The 14405-nt window shown below is 56.7% G+C and carries 13 protein-coding genes; 7 read left to right on the top strand and 6 right to left on the bottom strand.

Annotation, left to right across the window (positions count from 1 at the left end):
- Positions 1-84 precede the first annotated feature (84 nt).
- The gene (locus GJQ55_RS06810; RefSeq protein WP_228344229.1) at positions 85-1371 is read left to right on the top strand and encodes a YdgA family protein; all 1287 of its coding nucleotides are present in this window, start codon (positions 85-87) and stop codon (positions 1369-1371) included.
- Here GJQ55_RS06810 and GJQ55_RS06805 read toward each other — a convergent pair.
- Positions 1365-2384, bottom strand: a complete 1020-nt coding sequence (locus tag GJQ55_RS06805) for a cation diffusion facilitator family transporter (protein WP_228344228.1) — start codon at positions 2382-2384, stop codon at positions 1365-1367. The two genes, GJQ55_RS06810 and GJQ55_RS06805, sit on opposite strands and share 7 nt — an antisense overlap.
- A gap of 71 nt (positions 2385-2455) precedes the next feature.
- Between GJQ55_RS06805 and GJQ55_RS06800 the strand changes: the two genes are divergently transcribed.
- Together GJQ55_RS06800 and GJQ55_RS06795 are read left to right on the top strand one after the other, a co-directional pair.
- On the top strand, positions 2456-2731 hold the full coding sequence (locus GJQ55_RS06800; RefSeq protein WP_228344227.1) for a metal/formaldehyde-sensitive transcriptional repressor: 276 nt from the start codon (positions 2456-2458) through the stop codon (positions 2729-2731).
- A 57-nt stretch (positions 2732-2788) separates the two neighbouring features.
- Positions 2789-3130 carry a hypothetical protein gene (locus GJQ55_RS06795; RefSeq protein WP_228344226.1) on the top strand — a complete coding sequence of 114 codons (342 nt, stop codon included), beginning with the start codon at positions 2789-2791 and terminating at the stop codon, positions 3128-3130.
- Positions 3131-3537: 407 nt separating this feature from the next.
- On the opposite strand, the gene GJQ55_RS06790 is transcribed toward GJQ55_RS06795, so the two are convergent.
- On the bottom strand, positions 3538-4086 hold the full coding sequence (locus tag GJQ55_RS06790) for a TetR/AcrR family transcriptional regulator (protein WP_228344225.1): 549 nt from the start codon (positions 4084-4086) through the stop codon (positions 3538-3540).
- Between the two features lie 88 nt (positions 4087-4174).
- Here GJQ55_RS06790 and GJQ55_RS06785 point away from each other — a divergent pair, with 88 nt between their 5' ends.
- The 3 genes from GJQ55_RS06785 (at position 4175) to thiI (ending at position 9129) form a co-directional block, all read left to right on the top strand.
- Complete coding sequence (locus tag GJQ55_RS06785) at positions 4175-5062, top strand: alpha/beta hydrolase (protein WP_228344224.1); 888 nt, start codon at positions 4175-4177, stop codon at positions 5060-5062.
- Positions 5063-6096: 1034 nt separating this feature from the next.
- Positions 6097-7344: a tyrosine-type recombinase/integrase gene (locus GJQ55_RS06780; RefSeq protein ID WP_228344223.1), complete on the top strand. Its 1248-nt coding sequence runs from the start codon at positions 6097-6099 to the stop codon at positions 7342-7344.
- Positions 7345-7662: 318 nt separating this feature from the next.
- Entirely contained in the window at positions 7663-9129 is a 1467-nt protein-coding gene (gene thiI, locus GJQ55_RS06775) for a tRNA uracil 4-sulfurtransferase ThiI (RefSeq protein WP_228344222.1), read from the top strand.
- 69 nt (positions 9130-9198) lie between these two features.
- On the opposite strand, the gene GJQ55_RS06770 is transcribed toward thiI, so the two are convergent.
- On the bottom strand, positions 9199-11022 hold the full coding sequence (locus GJQ55_RS06770) for a TonB-dependent receptor plug domain-containing protein (protein ID WP_228344221.1): 1824 nt from the start codon (positions 11020-11022) through the stop codon (positions 9199-9201).
- A gap of 177 nt (positions 11023-11199) precedes the next feature.
- Here GJQ55_RS06770 and xthA point away from each other — a divergent pair, with 177 nt between their 5' ends.
- Entirely contained in the window at positions 11200-12015 is an 816-nt protein-coding gene (gene xthA / locus GJQ55_RS06765) for an exodeoxyribonuclease III (protein WP_228344220.1), read from the top strand.
- Between the two features lie 89 nt (positions 12016-12104).
- Here the strand turns inward: xthA and GJQ55_RS06760 are convergent, their stop codons facing one another.
- The 3 genes from GJQ55_RS06760 to GJQ55_RS06750 are packed head-to-tail and all read right to left on the bottom strand — an operon-like array spanning position 12105 to position 14400.
- The gene (locus tag GJQ55_RS06760) at positions 12105-13373 is read right to left on the bottom strand and encodes a tetratricopeptide repeat protein (RefSeq protein WP_228344219.1); all 1269 of its coding nucleotides are present in this window, start codon (positions 13371-13373) and stop codon (positions 12105-12107) included.
- Positions 13373-13993, bottom strand: coding sequence for an energy transducer TonB (locus tag GJQ55_RS06755; RefSeq protein WP_228344218.1), 621 nt, complete (start codon positions 13991-13993; stop codon positions 13373-13375). Before GJQ55_RS06755 ends, GJQ55_RS06760 begins: the two co-directional genes overlap by 1 nt.
- Positions 13993-14400, bottom strand: a complete 408-nt coding sequence (locus tag GJQ55_RS06750; RefSeq protein WP_228344217.1) for an ExbD/TolR family protein — start codon at positions 14398-14400, stop codon at positions 13993-13995. The genes GJQ55_RS06755 and GJQ55_RS06750 overlap by 1 nt, the downstream gene beginning before the upstream one ends.
- Positions 14401-14405: the final 5 nt, after the last annotated feature.

The following is a 14405-nucleotide window of genomic DNA, read 5'->3' as shown; positions in this document are numbered from 1 at the left end:
GGTCGCCGCCAGCAAAGTCATGGGGTAAGATGGCCGTTTTTGACCGCTCCGGCGGCTTGTTGTCTGCACAGGAAGAAACACAGCATGGGGAAAGCGTGGTTGTTAGGGCTGGGATTGCCGGTGGCTGCTTTGGCTACAGGAGCGGCTGCGCTCAGCTGGCATAACATGCAGCAATATCAGCAGCAGCACCAGACCGGGCTGGCCTGGCTGAATCAAAGTCTGCAGGCCAGTGGCTGGCAGGTGCAGTGCGGCTACGAGTATTCCATGCCTTTGCTGCAGCGAATTGAACAGTGCGCCCTAACCGACAGCGCCGGGCAAACACTGGCCGGCAGCTGGCATCAGGTAACGGCGCTGCCGTGGCAGGTTAGCGGCCGTTTTGGTGTGCAGCCGGACAGCGGCGCGGCCGCCATTGTCTTTATGACCGTGCCGCAATTACTGGCTGACCAGCAGGGTAGCTGGCGGATTCGTGCCGGCGATCAGCAGGCCACTTTCCGTTACCGCAGTGGCAGCGTGGACCATAAGCTGATGCCCGGCACCCGCTTACAGCTGCAGCCATTAGAGGTACAGGGACAACTGGCCATTCAGGCGCCTTACCGCAGCGAGCTGATCGTACAGCTGCCGTCACTGCTGCTGACCGATGCCAGCCAGGGCGATCTGGAGTTGCGCGGGCTGAACATTACCCTGAACAGTTTGCTGCGTGAACAGGTGAGCTTTACCGAACGGCTGCGGTACCGGCTGGACAGTTTCAGCTTCCATAGCCGGCAGCTGCAGCTGGGCTTCCGCGATCTACAGATAGAACAGGCCAACCTGGTCGATGGCGATGTACTGGCCAGCCTCAGTGGCGTGGCGGTCGATACCTTGCGCTGGTCCGCCGGTGAGCACGACCTGCGCGTTGACCCCAGCGGTTTGCAGTTGTATCTGGATGGTTTCAGCTGGCCGCTGTACCGGTTATTTCTGCAGGGTGATATTACCCCGGATGTGCTGTTGCAGTCGGTGGCGGCCAAAGGCATGAGTCTGACCCTGGAAGATCTGCACAGCAGTTTTGTGTATCAGAGCCGCGAGCCCGCCATGCTGGGCAGTGCCGGTGATCTGCGCGCCAGCGGCAAGCTGACCATGGCCGCCGGTAAGGCCGACCAGGTCTGGCAGCAATGGCCGCAACGCCTGAGCGGAGAATTAACGCTGAATGTCAGCCGCAGTCTGATGCTGGGACCGCAGGCCGAGCTGATGCTGGAGTTTCTGAATCAGGGTTGGCTGGCCCCGCAGGATGACCGGCTGCAGGCCCGTCTTACCTTGCAGCAGGGACAGTTACTGGCCAACGGCCGGGCGGTTACCCAACTGTTTAACCCACCGGTTTACGAAGAAGATCATTGATTTTCTGAGCGCACGCCCGGGTTGATTTCAATGGTGAGGTGGCTGATGCCTTCAATATCCAGCAGCACGTCTTTCAGCTCTGCTGGCGTATGAGTGGTGCCGCCAGACACGGCCACAATGCAGGCATAGTGGTTACGGCCAACCCGCCATAAATGAAAATCGCTGATCGGCAATTCCGGAAAGCGCTGTTGCAGCCGTTGCTGCACAGTCGTGCTCAGGGGTTTGTCCATTTCGGCATCCAGCAACACGCGGCCGGTTTCCCGCAATAAGCCAATCGCCCAGACGGTTACCAGTACAGAACCGACAATACCCATAACCGGATCCAGCCAGTCGACACCCCAAAGTTTGCCAGCGGTGAGGGCGATAATGGCCAGCACCGAAGTGAGGGCATCGGTCAGCACATGAATGTAGGCGGCGCGCAGATTCAGGTCGCGGTGCTCATGCTCATGCTCATGCTCATGATCATGATCATGATCATGAGCATGAGCATGGTCGTGGTCATGGTCGTGGTCGTGGTCATGGTCGTGGTCATGGTCGTGGTCATGGTCGTTGTGCCCATGATGATGGTGATGGTCATCTTTCAGCAGCCAGGCGCAGGCCAGATTGACCAGCAGCCCCAATACAGCCACCCCAATGGCCTGATCGTATTGAATGGCGGCCGGGGACAGCAGACGCTCAACCGACTCCACCATCATCAGGCCGGCGATGGCGAGCAGGAAGAGGGCGCTGGTGTAACCACCCAACACTTCGATTTTCCAGGTGCCGAAGGCAAAACGCGGATGGCCGGCATAACGGCGGGCAGCGGCGTAGGCGGCCAGCGCCAACCCCAGCGCCAGGGCATGAGAACTCATATGCCAGCCATCGGCCAGCAATGCCATGGAGTTGAAGACCCAGCCAGCGCTGATTTCAGCCACCATCATCACCACGGTCAGTAATAACGCCCAGCGGGTATTGCGCTCAGCCAAGGGGTTACCATCGTAAAAGTCGTGAGCTTGCCCGGGATTGCTATGCATCTGAACTTGATCCTGTAGTCTGTTTATATACTATACCCCAGTATATTAATTGAATTGATCAGGAAAAAGCCATGAGTCACACCATTGAGAATCGGGCCAAGCTGGTTACCCGGGTGCGTAAAATCAAAGGTCAGGCCGAGGGGTTGGAAAAACTCTTGACCCAGGGTGGAGATTGCAACAATGCGCTGCAGCAAATTGCTGCCATCCGGGGCGCAGTAAATGGCTTGATGGCGGAAGTGCTGGATGGGCATATTCGTGAGCACCTGGGGCCGGAGGCTACCGATGCCGCACAGCGCGCCAAAGATGTTGAGCAGCTGGCCGGCATTATTCGTTCTTATCTGAAATAAGCTCTCAACCTGATGGCCGATTAATCTGAGTAAACATCGAACCGGACCGTGACTCTTTTGCCTGAATCCCTGACCCTGCACCGCCTTGTGGCATTGATTCTGCTGGTGTTTTCCCTGCTGCATCAGGTTGCAGATGCACTGGAAATTGCCGGTATGATCCATCTGCCGGAGTCGCATACTCAGGTTGCAGCCGATGCCTGGCCGGATGGACCGCAGCCACCCGAATGTGCCAGCGGCGACCACAGCGGTTGCGACCACTGCCATGGCCATACGCACATTTTTATCAGCATTGACGGTACTAAACCAGCGATGCCGTTCTCTTCTGTTATCCCGCACAGTCGCGAGCCATTTGCGCAGTCGGCGCTGGTATTGCCCGACCAACGTCCGCCCATTCTCTGATCCTGCCCGTTTGTTTCACACATTCCGTTAACGGTTACAGGATTACTGTTCATGAAGGATTGGTTTTGCGCGCAGGCTATGCGGCCTGCGCAGCCGCTATGGCTATGGTTTCTGCCACTGGCCTGCCGGCGCATGTTCTTTTATTCAGTGGTGATTGGCCCGCTGGTCGCATTGCCGGTTCAGGCCAATGAGGTACTGTCCTTACCACAGGCTATTCAGCTCAGCCTGCAGCAACACCCGCAGCTGCGCGCGGCGCAGTGGCGGCTTCAGGCTGCCGCCCAATCGAGCCGGACCTGCTGCTGCACGGCAAACTGATTACACCGCCAGAGCAAATTGCCCGCATCGGCGCACGTTTTTCGGGGGTTGTTACCCGGGTATTTGTGAGCCCTGGTGACCGGACAGGGGGTTCAGGCCGGCAGATTGGCGAGTTCCAGCATGGCATCTACCATATTTTCCCTGTCATTCTGCTGCAGAGGGTGTGACAGGAGCCCTTCAATAACATACACCAGAAGCCGGGCTAAGGTTCCGGCCCGCTCTTTGGCAATCCCCGCTTTGATTATTTCGTAAACCAAAATCTGCTCGATCAACATATGGAAACGTGAGTGCCAGGCTGCAATTACTTCTGACTGTGTAATGCGCGAGTGGACTGTATTCATCAGCGATTCCGGACGTTCAAAGATCGTGATGGCGTTGAGCAATCGCTCCCTGATGGGGAGGGCGGTCATGGTGGCCATTTCAGTAAGCACACCTGCCGTCAGATTGTTAAGCACACCGATCAGCACATCATCCTTGCCGGGGAAATACCAGTAAATCGTATTGGGAGTAATGCCTGCTGATCTGGCAATCGCGGTCATGGAGGTGCCATCAAATCCATTCTCTGCAAACAAAGCTGAAGCGGCATTCAGAATCTCACGCTTTTTTTCTTCCTGATTTAAATGGCGTTTGTTGCGGGGCACGATGAATCATTCCTATCTTGATTGACAGATAAGATAACATCGTGTTTTCTTGAATCCAATTCAAGAGCTAACTGATTGAGGAGGAAAAATGACATTCAACAATGGCGTTAAGTCGACATTTACAGCAGAGGGAATGGAGTGCGCAGCAACACTCTTTGGTGCTGATGATAAGGGCAGGCAAGCACCGGCAATTCTCATGATCCATGGGTGGGGTGGTACGCAGCTCGTTCTTTTTAAGGATTTTATCCGGCGATTCAATGATGCCGGATATGCCGTCATGACTTTTGACTACCCTGGCTGGGGTGCCAGTCCGGGAATTCCCAGAAACAGAATCAATCCATGGGAGCGGGTCAGAGTCGCCGATGCCGCTCTGGCTCATCTGAAATCCATGGACAGGATCGACGAAGACAGAATCGTTATCTGGGGGACGTCCTTTGGTGGTGGTCATGCGATTGATCTGGCGGCGGAGCATCCTGAAGTGGCTGGGGTTGTGGCTCATGTACCTATGTTGAACGGATTGGCTGCAGTAGCAGCGGTTCCGTTTATGCGAATGCTCAGATTCTCTCTGGATATCGCTCTGGATCTTATTAATCCGTTCAAGCGACGCTACATTCCCATCGTGTCTGACGAGGGAGGTTATTCAACCATGGATCGGGATGGCGCCGGACGGCTTCGGGATTGGGTCGATGAGGAGCTGAATGGCAAATACGATAACCGTGTTACCGCTGTGTCATTATTGACCATGGGGCCTTATCAGCCAGGCAGAAATCTGTCGCGCATCACAATCCCAGGGCTAATTGTCGGTGCGCTGCACGATACGGTTGCTCCATTTGATGAGGTGAAGGTGCGCCGCAAGGCAGGAGAGAACTTCACAATTATTACCATCGAGGGGAATCACTTTGATCCATATCTGCAACCGTGGTTTGAGGAGAACGTATCGAATCAACTGGCGTTTCTGAAACGCGTGCTTGGCTAAGGGGGAAGAATTATGTGGCGTCAGTGTCAGTATTAATTAAAGACGCCACGCGGCTGACTGAGCAGGTATGACTGGCTAGGCGGCGCAAGATTGAGCTATTACCATCTAATACTTCCGATAATTAATATTATCGGAAGTTGCAGAAATACCCGAAATCCACAGACTGAATCCTTAAACCAGCCTTACCAGCCGGCACAACCAGATACCGAACGGGTTTTACGTTTCACAGTGCCTGAGCCTCGGTCAGGCCCCCACGATGATGTCCGGTCACCTTAAGATACCCCCGGCGGATTCTGTCCGGATATGAACCAGGTGGTTGGTTGGTGAAATTATTCTGACGCTGAAACCTGGTTCCGGACGTTCAAATCCGCCCAAAATCTGCTGTGCATAACTCAGTACCATTGTTCACACACAGTTAGCGCAACGCAAACGCCTGTCGGCTTGCCTTAAAATAGTACATCCAGCTTCAGCGGTCTGATTGATGCCTTATTGCTCAGTTGCCTTGTTATTCACAGAGATAGCCACAAATCCGCATAATGATGCTAAATATTCTTATAGATCATTTAGTTATGATCAATTGTTAAAGCCAATAGGAACCCAGCCTGAAGATTCTATTGCCGATAACAGGCAGTCTGCAGCGCCACTTATCCACAATTAGATTGTTTCTTTTACGGAGCAACACTGGCTGCAAAACAAGAGCTTATGCTGCCCGTGGCACTTTTGACACCCCTGAGTACGTCGCTTATTACGCATAAACCGGTAAGCTCCGGCTGTGGATAAGTATGGATGCGGTATCGGGAAAGCACCAGCCCGGCCTGCTACTGAAAACCCCGCGCCGCAAGTGCGTACAGGCTGTTTGTTCTGCCAGGCCATACCATCACCTGAGCCAGATCCGGTTAAACGGGCAGGCAGACAACCTGTTCAACAACCACTGTAGACAGCTCATAAAGTACGCCCTGCTCTTCACCGCGCTGACTGGCTTTTTTACTCAGCCAATGGCATATTTCCGATAATTTTACACATCCGGAATTATGATGAGCCTTGCCAGCCTGAACAACCCGCCAGCCCCGCTGATCGACCAGATCGATCACCTGGGCAATCCGCTCACCACCGCTCGCCAGGTGTTAACCCGCCTGCCCGATCTGCAAGGCATGCCCGGTGTGTTTGAAGATCTGGTGCACAGCCTGAGCTTTCTGGTCAGCTACAACGGCAGCACCGCCACCTTTAACAGCTACCGGCGCGAAGTGGAGCGCCTGCTGCAGTGGTGCTGGCTGGTGCGTGGCTGTTCGCTGGAGCAGCTGCGCCGGCAGGACCTGGAAAGCTATGTGCAGTTCTGCCAGTCGCCGCCGGCCGCCTGGATCGGTAAAAAACAGGTCGCCCGCTTCCGCAACCAGCAAGGCGAGCGCGTGCGCAATCCGGACTGGCGGCCGTTCGTGAATCAGGCCAGTAAGAATAACCCCGACAGCCGCGCCGGGTTTGTGCTGTCACAAAAGAGCCTGCAGGCACTGTTTGCGGTGTTGTCGACCTACTTCAATTACCTGCTGCAGGAAGACTACCTGCGCATCAACCCGGTGGCACTGATCCGCCAGAAGAGCAAATTCCTGCAGCGTCATGCCTATCAGGAGCCCGTGCGGCGCATTTCCAACCTGCAATGGGATTTCGTGCTGGAAACCGTGGCAGCCATGGCCAGCGAGAATCCCGGCGAACATGAACGCTCGCTGTTCGTCATGCGGCTGCTGTTTGGCCTGTATCTGCGTATTTCCGAGCTGGTCGCCGATGAGCGCTCCACGCCGGTAATGGGCGATTTTCATACCGATGCCGACGGCCACTGGTGGCTGCGCGTGGTCGGCAAGGGCAACAAAGCCCGGCTGGTGACGGTATCGGACGATATGCTGAATGCCCTGCGGCGCTATCGCCGCCACCTGGGGCTGTCCAACCTGCCCTACGTCGGCGAACAAACCCCGCTGGTGCCGAAAATCAAAGGTCGCGGCCCGGTGACCAGCACCCGCCAGATCCGCTATCTGGTGCAGAGCTGCTTTGATGCTTCCTATGAACGGATGCGGGCGAACGGGCTGGAAGATGAAGCGCAGGAGCTGAAAGTAGCGACCGTGCACTGGCTGCGCCATACCGGCATTTCTGAAGACGTGAAATTCCGCCCCAAAGAGCACGTTAAGGAAGATGCCGGCCACGCCAGCATGGCCACCACCGACCGCTACATTGATACCGAAATGCGCGAGCGCCACGCCAGTGCCCGCTTTAAGAAACTGAAACCAGAGCTGTAACGCCGGCTTTTGTTTCAGTGCATGTACTGCCCGCCATTGGCGGAGATGTTAGCGCCGGTGATAAAGCTCGGCTCACCGAAGCGTCCGACCGGAATGGTTTTTACGGATCTCCACCGGCACATCCATGATCATGCTGATGGCACTGCCGGCAGATTCCGGTACCAATACCACCGGACTGCCGGTTACCAATGCCTCGTTTTGCCCTGTCAGCCAGCTGCCATTGCGGCTTTTCCGCAGTCACCATTGGCTTAAAGATGATCAGCCGGCCGATCTGTTTTATAATTCGCGCCCTTTTTTTACCGCTGGCCATCCTGCCTTATGAAGTTCGTTATCAAGCTGTTCCCGGAAATCACCATCAAATCCATGAGTGTGCGCAAGCACATGACCAAAATCCTGCAGCAGAACCTGCGTACGCTGTTCCGCCGCTATGAGATTTCGGCCGATGTGCAGAACCGCTGGGACAGCCTGATTGTGATTGTGAACCGCACCGATGACGCCAGCCGCCGCCGCGCCATTCAGATTCTGTCACACACGCCGGGTATTGCCGGGGCGCTGGAGATCAGCGAATACAATTTCAGCACCCTGGATGAGGCCTACCAGCGCGTGCGGGATGCCTACCGCGAACAGGTGGAAGGCAAAACCTTTTGCGTGCGCATCAAGCGTAACGGCAACCATGATTTCACTTCGCATCAGGCTGAGCAGTACATGGGTGGCGGCTTTCTGAAAGAAACCGGCGCGCTGAAAGTGGATCTGCACAACCCGCAAGTCACCGTACTGGCCGAATTGCGCGACGATAAGGTGCAGGTGGTAAAGCAGACCATCAAAGGGCTGGGCGGCTACCCGCTGGGCAGTCAGGGCGAAGTGCTGTCATTGATTTCCGGTGGTTTTGACTCGACTGTGGCCAGTTACCTGATGAACCGGCGTGGCCTGAAAACCCATTTCTGCTTTTTTAACCTGGGTGGCAGCGCCCATGAAATCGGCGTTAAGCAGGTGTCGCACTACCTGTGGAGCCAATACAGCGAAAGCCATAGGGTGAAATTCGTCACGGTACCCTTTGAGGCCGTAGTGGCCGAGATTCTGCAGCACGTCGACACCAGCCAGATGGGCGTGGTGCTGAAACGGATGATGCTGCGCGCCGCCTGTCGGGTGGCTGACAGCATGCATATTCCGGCGTTGGTCACTGGCGAAGCGGTGGCGCAGGTGGCCAGCCAGACCATTACCAACCTGGCCGTGATTGATCAGATTGCCGACCGCATGGTGCTGCGCCCGCTGGCAGCCATGGATAAGCAGGACATTATTGATATCGCCCGCCGTATTGGCACCGAAAGCTTCGCCGCCAGCATGCCGGAATACTGCGGCGTGATCTCGGTTAACCCCACCACCGTCGGCGACCGCCGCAAGGTGGAAGACGCCGAAGCCAAATTCAATATGGAGGTACTGGAAGCGGCGATTGCCGCGGCCCGCATTGAGCGTATTGATGACGTACTGAGTGGTACGGAAAGTGGCCTGGAGAATGTGCAGATTATCAGCACACCGTCGGTAACCGATGTGATCGTGGACATCCGCCATCCGGCCGAAGCCGCCGACGCACCGCTGGTGCTGACCAATAATCCGGTCATTACGGTGCCCTTCTATGAGCTGGAACAGCGTGTTAAAGGCCTGGTTAACGACCACCCGGGCCGCCGTATCCTGCTCTATTGCCAGAAAGGCACCATGAGCAAAATCCACGCGCACCACCTGAACGAAGAAAAACGCGGCGATTTTGCGGTGTTTATGGAAGCCTGAGCGTAAAACCTGAACATAAAAAAGGGCCGGCAAGGCCCTTTTTTATTCCCATCTTTCTGTAACCGGGCCTCAGAAACCGGCCGCGAGTTCAACGCGCAAGCTGCGCCCCGGCGCGGCGATAAAACCGCTGTCGATATAGTCTTCATCCAGCGCATTGCTCAGGGCGACCGCCCAGTGCCAGCCGTCATAGTGTTTCTTTAAACCCAGATCCCACAGCTGGTAACCGGCCTGATCGTAGCGTTCTTCGTACTTGTACAGCGAAGTCAGGGTCAGCTGCGGCAACACTTCGTAAGCCAGCGCCAGAATGGCCTGGTGGCGCAGCTGCGACTGCGTGTAACGGGCTTCGCGGTACTGATTGGTGAAATCCTGATCCAGCCAGGTGTAGCTCAGCGACACTTTTTGCCAGCCCTGCTGCGCCAGCAAGGCACTGGCGTCCAGTTCAATATCGGCGCCACGGGTATCAATGGCGCGGACATTCCGTGCGGTGTAGTAGCTGATATTGCTGTCGATATCCTGCTGCGAGCGGGTGTAGTCAATGGCGTTTTCCGTATCGCGGGTGAATACCGCCAGCCGCGTTTGCACCCCGGCCAGATTCAGCCGCGCCCCCAGCTCGGCGCTGGTGGTCTGTTCCGGTTTAACCAGCGGGTTGCCCTTATTGGCAGCCTGATTCAGATACAGGTCATTCAGGGTCGGCACCCGCACGCTTTTACCGCCATTCAGGTACAACTGATGGGCGCCTAACGGCAGGGTCAGCCCCAGCACCGGCAAACTGTACGAATCACCATCGTCATAGGTCAGGTACGACAAACTGCCGGCCAGCTGGACCGGGCCGGCGTCGTAGTGGCCATAGACAAAGGCGCTGTCGTAGTTGCGCTGATGCTGATTGCCGGTAACCGAGGTGCTGTCGATCTCTTCCCGGTTGTGCTCATAACCCAGCGCCAGCTGATTGTTCAGACGGTAACGCAGGCGTGCCTGCAAGGCATTGGTCTGATGCGCTGAGGGGGCATAACTCAGGTAGTAGAAACGGTCGTCGTGCTGGCGGTAGTTCAGTGCCACGTCCACACCCTGCCCGCCATTCAGGCGCATATCGTGGGTCAGGTAGGCATGGCGCTGAATGGTGTGCTCATTGGCGCGGGCACTGGCCGGGCCATAAAACCCCTGCGCGCCAAAGGCTTTGTCGACATAGCCTAACCCCAAAACCGTACTGTGCTGCTGCCCCTGGTAGCTGAGGCGGTAATTACCCTGGCGGGTTTTATAGCCCAGATCGGCGCCGGCGATATAGCTGTCGGCCTGCTGTTGCTGGCCGGCGACAAAGTGGCTCCAGTTGCCGCTGGTTTTGCCCAGACTGATAACACCACGACGAAAATCATCACGGCCCGCTTCCGCCTTAATGCCGGCTGCCCGGCCATTGTCGCTATCCACCCGCTTGCGCGTCACCAGATTAATCACCCCGGCGTTGCCGTTGGGGCCGTATTGCCCGGCACCCGGGCCACGGACAATTTCAATGCGTTCGATATCTTCCAGCACCACCGGCAAATCAAAATTGTGATGGCCGGTCTGCGGGTCATTCATGCGCACGCCATCCAGCAGAATCAGCGTCTGCTCATAACCGGCGCCGCGAATACCCAGGTCGACCTGCGTGCCGCCGCTGCCGCGCTGGCGCACGTCCAGCCCACCGACCCACTCCAGCGCATCCGCAATGTTCATGACCGGCAGGCGTGCAATATCGCTGCGCTCCAGCACCTCAACCGCAAAGGCTTGTTCAGCAATGTTGTGGCTGAACAGCTGGCCGCTGACCTGCTGGGTATCCAGCTGCAAGGGGGATGTCTGCGCCATGGCAAAAGGCGCAGCCAGAATGGCGGCTGTCAGCAAAGATGGTGCGGATACTTTCATGGTAATTCCCTGGGTAAATCGGCAATGGCGCGCATTCTGGTGAGCAGCACAGCGCTGGTAAACCATGGCGTTACATGCCGGTAATCTGCCGGTTATTTTGCATACAGCGGTAAATCCTGACCCTGCGGCCGGCGGCTGGTATGATGGCGGGCTTTGAAAAACCGAACAGGAACGCCCATGACCACCACCGTTATCAGCTTCAATATCAATGGCATCCGCGCCCGTCCTCATCAGCTGCAGGCGATTCGCGAGCAGTACGACCCGGACATTCTGGGCCTGCAAGAAACCAAGGTGCAGGACAGCGAATTTCCGTTAGCCGATGTGCAGGCGCTGGGCTTTCATGTGGAGTTTTTTGGCCAGAAAGGCCATTACGGCGTAGCGCTGTTAAGCAAGGTGGCGCCAGAGTTTGTACAGAAAGGCTGGCCCTGGGACAACGAAGACGCTCAGAAGCGTATGATCCACGCCCGCTATGTGATTAACGGCAAGGTCTGGAACGTGCTGAATGGCTACTTCCCGCAGGGCGAAAGCCGTAAACACGAAACCAAGTTCCCGGCCAAAGAAAAATTCTATGCCGATTTAAGCCGTTATCTGCAGGAAACCTTCAGCCCGGACGATCGGGTGATTGTGATGGGCGATATGAATATCTCCCCGGAAGATACCGACATCGGCATTGGCGAGCCCAACCGGGTACGCTGGCTGAAAACCGGCAAGTGCAGCTTTTTGCCGGAAGAGCGCGAGTGGTATCAGCGCCTGCTCGGCTTTGGTCTGCAGGATACCTACCGTAAGCACCATCCCGACAGCATGGAACGCTTCAGCTGGTTTGATTACCGCTCCAAAGGCTTTGATGACGAACCCAAGCGCGGCCTGCGCATTGACCATATTCTGGCTACCGCGCCGGTGGCAGCGGAATGCACGGCGGTGGGCATTGGTTATGAGGTGCGCGGTATGGAAAAACCGTCTGACCATGCGCCGGTGTGGGCGACCTTTTCCTGATACCAGCGGCTTCAGCAGGTCAGCCGCGAAAATAAAAAAACCGGGATCGCTCCCGGTTTTTTTTTGGCCGATGTTCTCAGGCGAGCGCGTCAGTAACTGACGGCAACCTCCTGGTATTGCTCCAGCATGGCCAGATAATCCAGCCAGGAGCGCGCATTGGCGGCGGTATCGGCATAGGTTAAGGCCTGCTGAAAGTAGCGCCGGGCGGTGTTGAAATCCTGCAGTTCGTAGGCACTGCTGGCCGCCAGCATCAGCGTGCGGGCCTTGTCACGCTCCGGCAGGCCTTGTTTTAACGCCGCTTCCGCATCGGTTAACGCCCCCCGGTATTCGGCATCCTGCAGCTGCAGCTGGGCTGCGCGATACAACAGACTGCCATCCTGCATAAAGGTGCTGGCGGTGCGCATGGCGGCAACCGCCTTGCTGCGCTCGCGCCCCTGCTGCCAGGCGGCCGCTAACAAGCGCCAGTTACGTTCGGTTAATTCCAGGGTTTTGTTATTCAGGTGCTGTTGCAGAATGCGGCCGGCGCGCTCGGGCAGGTTTTCGCTGATCAGCAGCTGCACCAGCTGCAGAATACTGTCTGGTTTTTTGATGTGGCCGGCGGCATACCCCAATTCCAGGGTGCGCAACGCCAGCGCCTGCTGTTCCATAATCTGGTACACCGACGCCTGCTGCTGCCAGTAATCTTCCTTACCCGGGTTCAGACGGATCAGATCGTCCAGTACCAGCGCGGTTTCGGCGTACAGTTTTTCCTGATACAGCGCCACCATCAGCATCAGCAGCCAGCTTTCGCGCGGCGAATCGCTGCGCTTAATGCCCTTTTTCAGCCAGCGGATAGAGGGCTGATATTTCTTCCGCATCTGGTAGGCCGTGCCGACGGTAATCAGGCTCATGGGCTGCACATAACGCACATCGCCCTCGCCTTTACGGCGTTTTTTCCGGTCTTCCTGTTCGCGCTGCAGCAAGCGCTCCAGCCGTGGCTCCAGTTCGGCCAGAGCATCGTCCGGGCGCTCCAGCTGCAGCAGAATCTGCGCGGTGGTGGTGGCAATGGCCGATTCCTGCGCCGGCGACAGTACATTCAGCGCCAGCGCCCGGCGGAAATGCTCCAGCGCCTGTTCTGACTCTTCTTTTATTAAGTGCAGCTGGCCATGCAGCTGATGCACCAGCGCCAGACCAAAGCCCGGTGCCAGCTGCTCTTCCAGTTTGTGCAGGCCGGCTTCTGCTTCAGTCAGCTGTTGGGCACCCAGTTGCTCCTGAATTTTATTCAGGGCGTTGTAGGTGGCTGGCGACAAGGTCATGTCCTGCGCCACCACATTCAGGCTCAGGCTCAACCAGCACAACAACAGCGGGATCAAGCGCATCAGGAGTCCCCCAGCTTAAACTCAATGGTTTGGGTCGCGGTTTGTGCCACCGGGCGGCCGTTTTCCATCTTGGGTTTGAACTTGTATTTATAGAGGGCGCGAATGGCTTCGCGTTCAAAGACGCCGCGTGGCTGCGCCTCAATAATATTCACCGATTCGACCGTGCCTTCCGGCGTGATCTGTAACCGGGCGGTCACAAAGCCTTCAATCTTTTGCCGCAGCGCCCGCTGAGGATACACCGCATTCATGCGCACCAGCGGAATGACATCGCTGTCACCAAAGCCCAGCCCGACCACCGCATCACCCAATAATGACTGCTGCGATAACGACAGATCCGGCGTTACCTGCGGCACCTTGAACGGAATCTGCTGCATCGGCACATCCTGCTGGCTGACGCTTTCCTGCGGCAGTTTGGGCTTTTGCGGCTTCGGTGGTTCCGGTTTGCGCCGTTCTTTCAGCTCGGTCTGACTGTCCTGCTTGAGGCGGATAAAGTCGACGACGGCGCGATCCTGATCCGGGCGCTGCAATTCCGCCGGGCCGGAGACCATGCGATGCATCACCCAGAATAGCCCCAGCGTAAACAGTGCCGAGGCCAGCAACGCCAGAGCAATGCGCTTCATCAGTTGGCGGCCTCAGCAGAAATGGAAATATTGGTGATACCGGCCAGCCGGATCTGGTCCATTACTTTCACCAGTAAGCCGGTGGGCGAAAACTCATCGGCCTGAATAATGACGGCCCCTTCCGGGTTTTCGGCCTTCATGCGCTCGATATTGGGGCGCACCGCCCGCACATCGATGGCACGGCGGTCGATCCAGATTTCACCGTTGGCGCGGATGGCCACCAGAATATTGCTGCCTTTCTTTTCTTCCGCCGTCTGGGCACTGGGGCGATTGACCGTCACCCCGCTTTCTTTAACGAATGACGTGGTGACGATAAAAAAGATCAGCATGATAAACACGATATCGAGCATCGGCGTGATGTCGATATCGTTGCCATCGGCGTCGCTGTCGGTATGACGTCGTGCCATAGGAT

The organism is Venatoribacter cucullus (assembly GCF_016132445.1).
Taxonomy (GTDB): domain Bacteria; phylum Pseudomonadota; class Gammaproteobacteria; order Pseudomonadales; family Oceanobacteraceae; genus Venatoribacter; species Venatoribacter cucullus.
This window is presented reverse-complemented; position numbering and strand designations above follow the sequence as displayed.

Bases quoted from the DNA above. Each gene is read 5' to 3' on its own strand.
- GJQ55_RS06805 (WP_228344228.1), bottom strand. From the start codon at position 2,384: ATGCATAGCAATCCCGGGCAAGCTCACGACTTTTACGATGGTAACCCC.
- thiI (WP_228344222.1), top strand. From the start codon at position 7,663: ATGAAGTTCGTTATCAAGCTGTTCCCGGAAATCACCATCAAATCCATG.
- xthA (WP_228344220.1), top strand. From the start codon at position 11,200: ATGACCACCACCGTTATCAGCTTCAATATCAATGGCATCCGCGCCCGT.
- GJQ55_RS06770 (WP_228344221.1), bottom strand. From the start codon at position 11,022: ATGAAAGTATCCGCACCATCTTTGCTGACAGCCGCCATTCTGGCTGCG.
- GJQ55_RS06750 (WP_228344217.1), bottom strand. From the start codon at position 14,400: ATGGCACGACGTCATACCGACAGCGACGCCGATGGCAACGATATCGAC.
- GJQ55_RS06810 (WP_228344229.1), top strand. From the start codon at position 85: ATGGGGAAAGCGTGGTTGTTAGGGCTGGGATTGCCGGTGGCTGCTTTG.
- GJQ55_RS06800 (WP_228344227.1), top strand. From the start codon at position 2,456: ATGAGTCACACCATTGAGAATCGGGCCAAGCTGGTTACCCGGGTGCGT.
- GJQ55_RS06780 (WP_228344223.1), top strand. From the start codon at position 6,097: ATGAGCCTTGCCAGCCTGAACAACCCGCCAGCCCCGCTGATCGACCAG.
- GJQ55_RS06755 (WP_228344218.1), bottom strand. From the start codon at position 13,993: ATGAAGCGCATTGCTCTGGCGTTGCTGGCCTCGGCACTGTTTACGCTG.
- GJQ55_RS06760 (WP_228344219.1), bottom strand. From the start codon at position 13,373: ATGCGCTTGATCCCGCTGTTGTTGTGCTGGTTGAGCCTGAGCCTGAAT.
- GJQ55_RS06785 (WP_228344224.1), top strand. From the start codon at position 4,175: ATGACATTCAACAATGGCGTTAAGTCGACATTTACAGCAGAGGGAATG.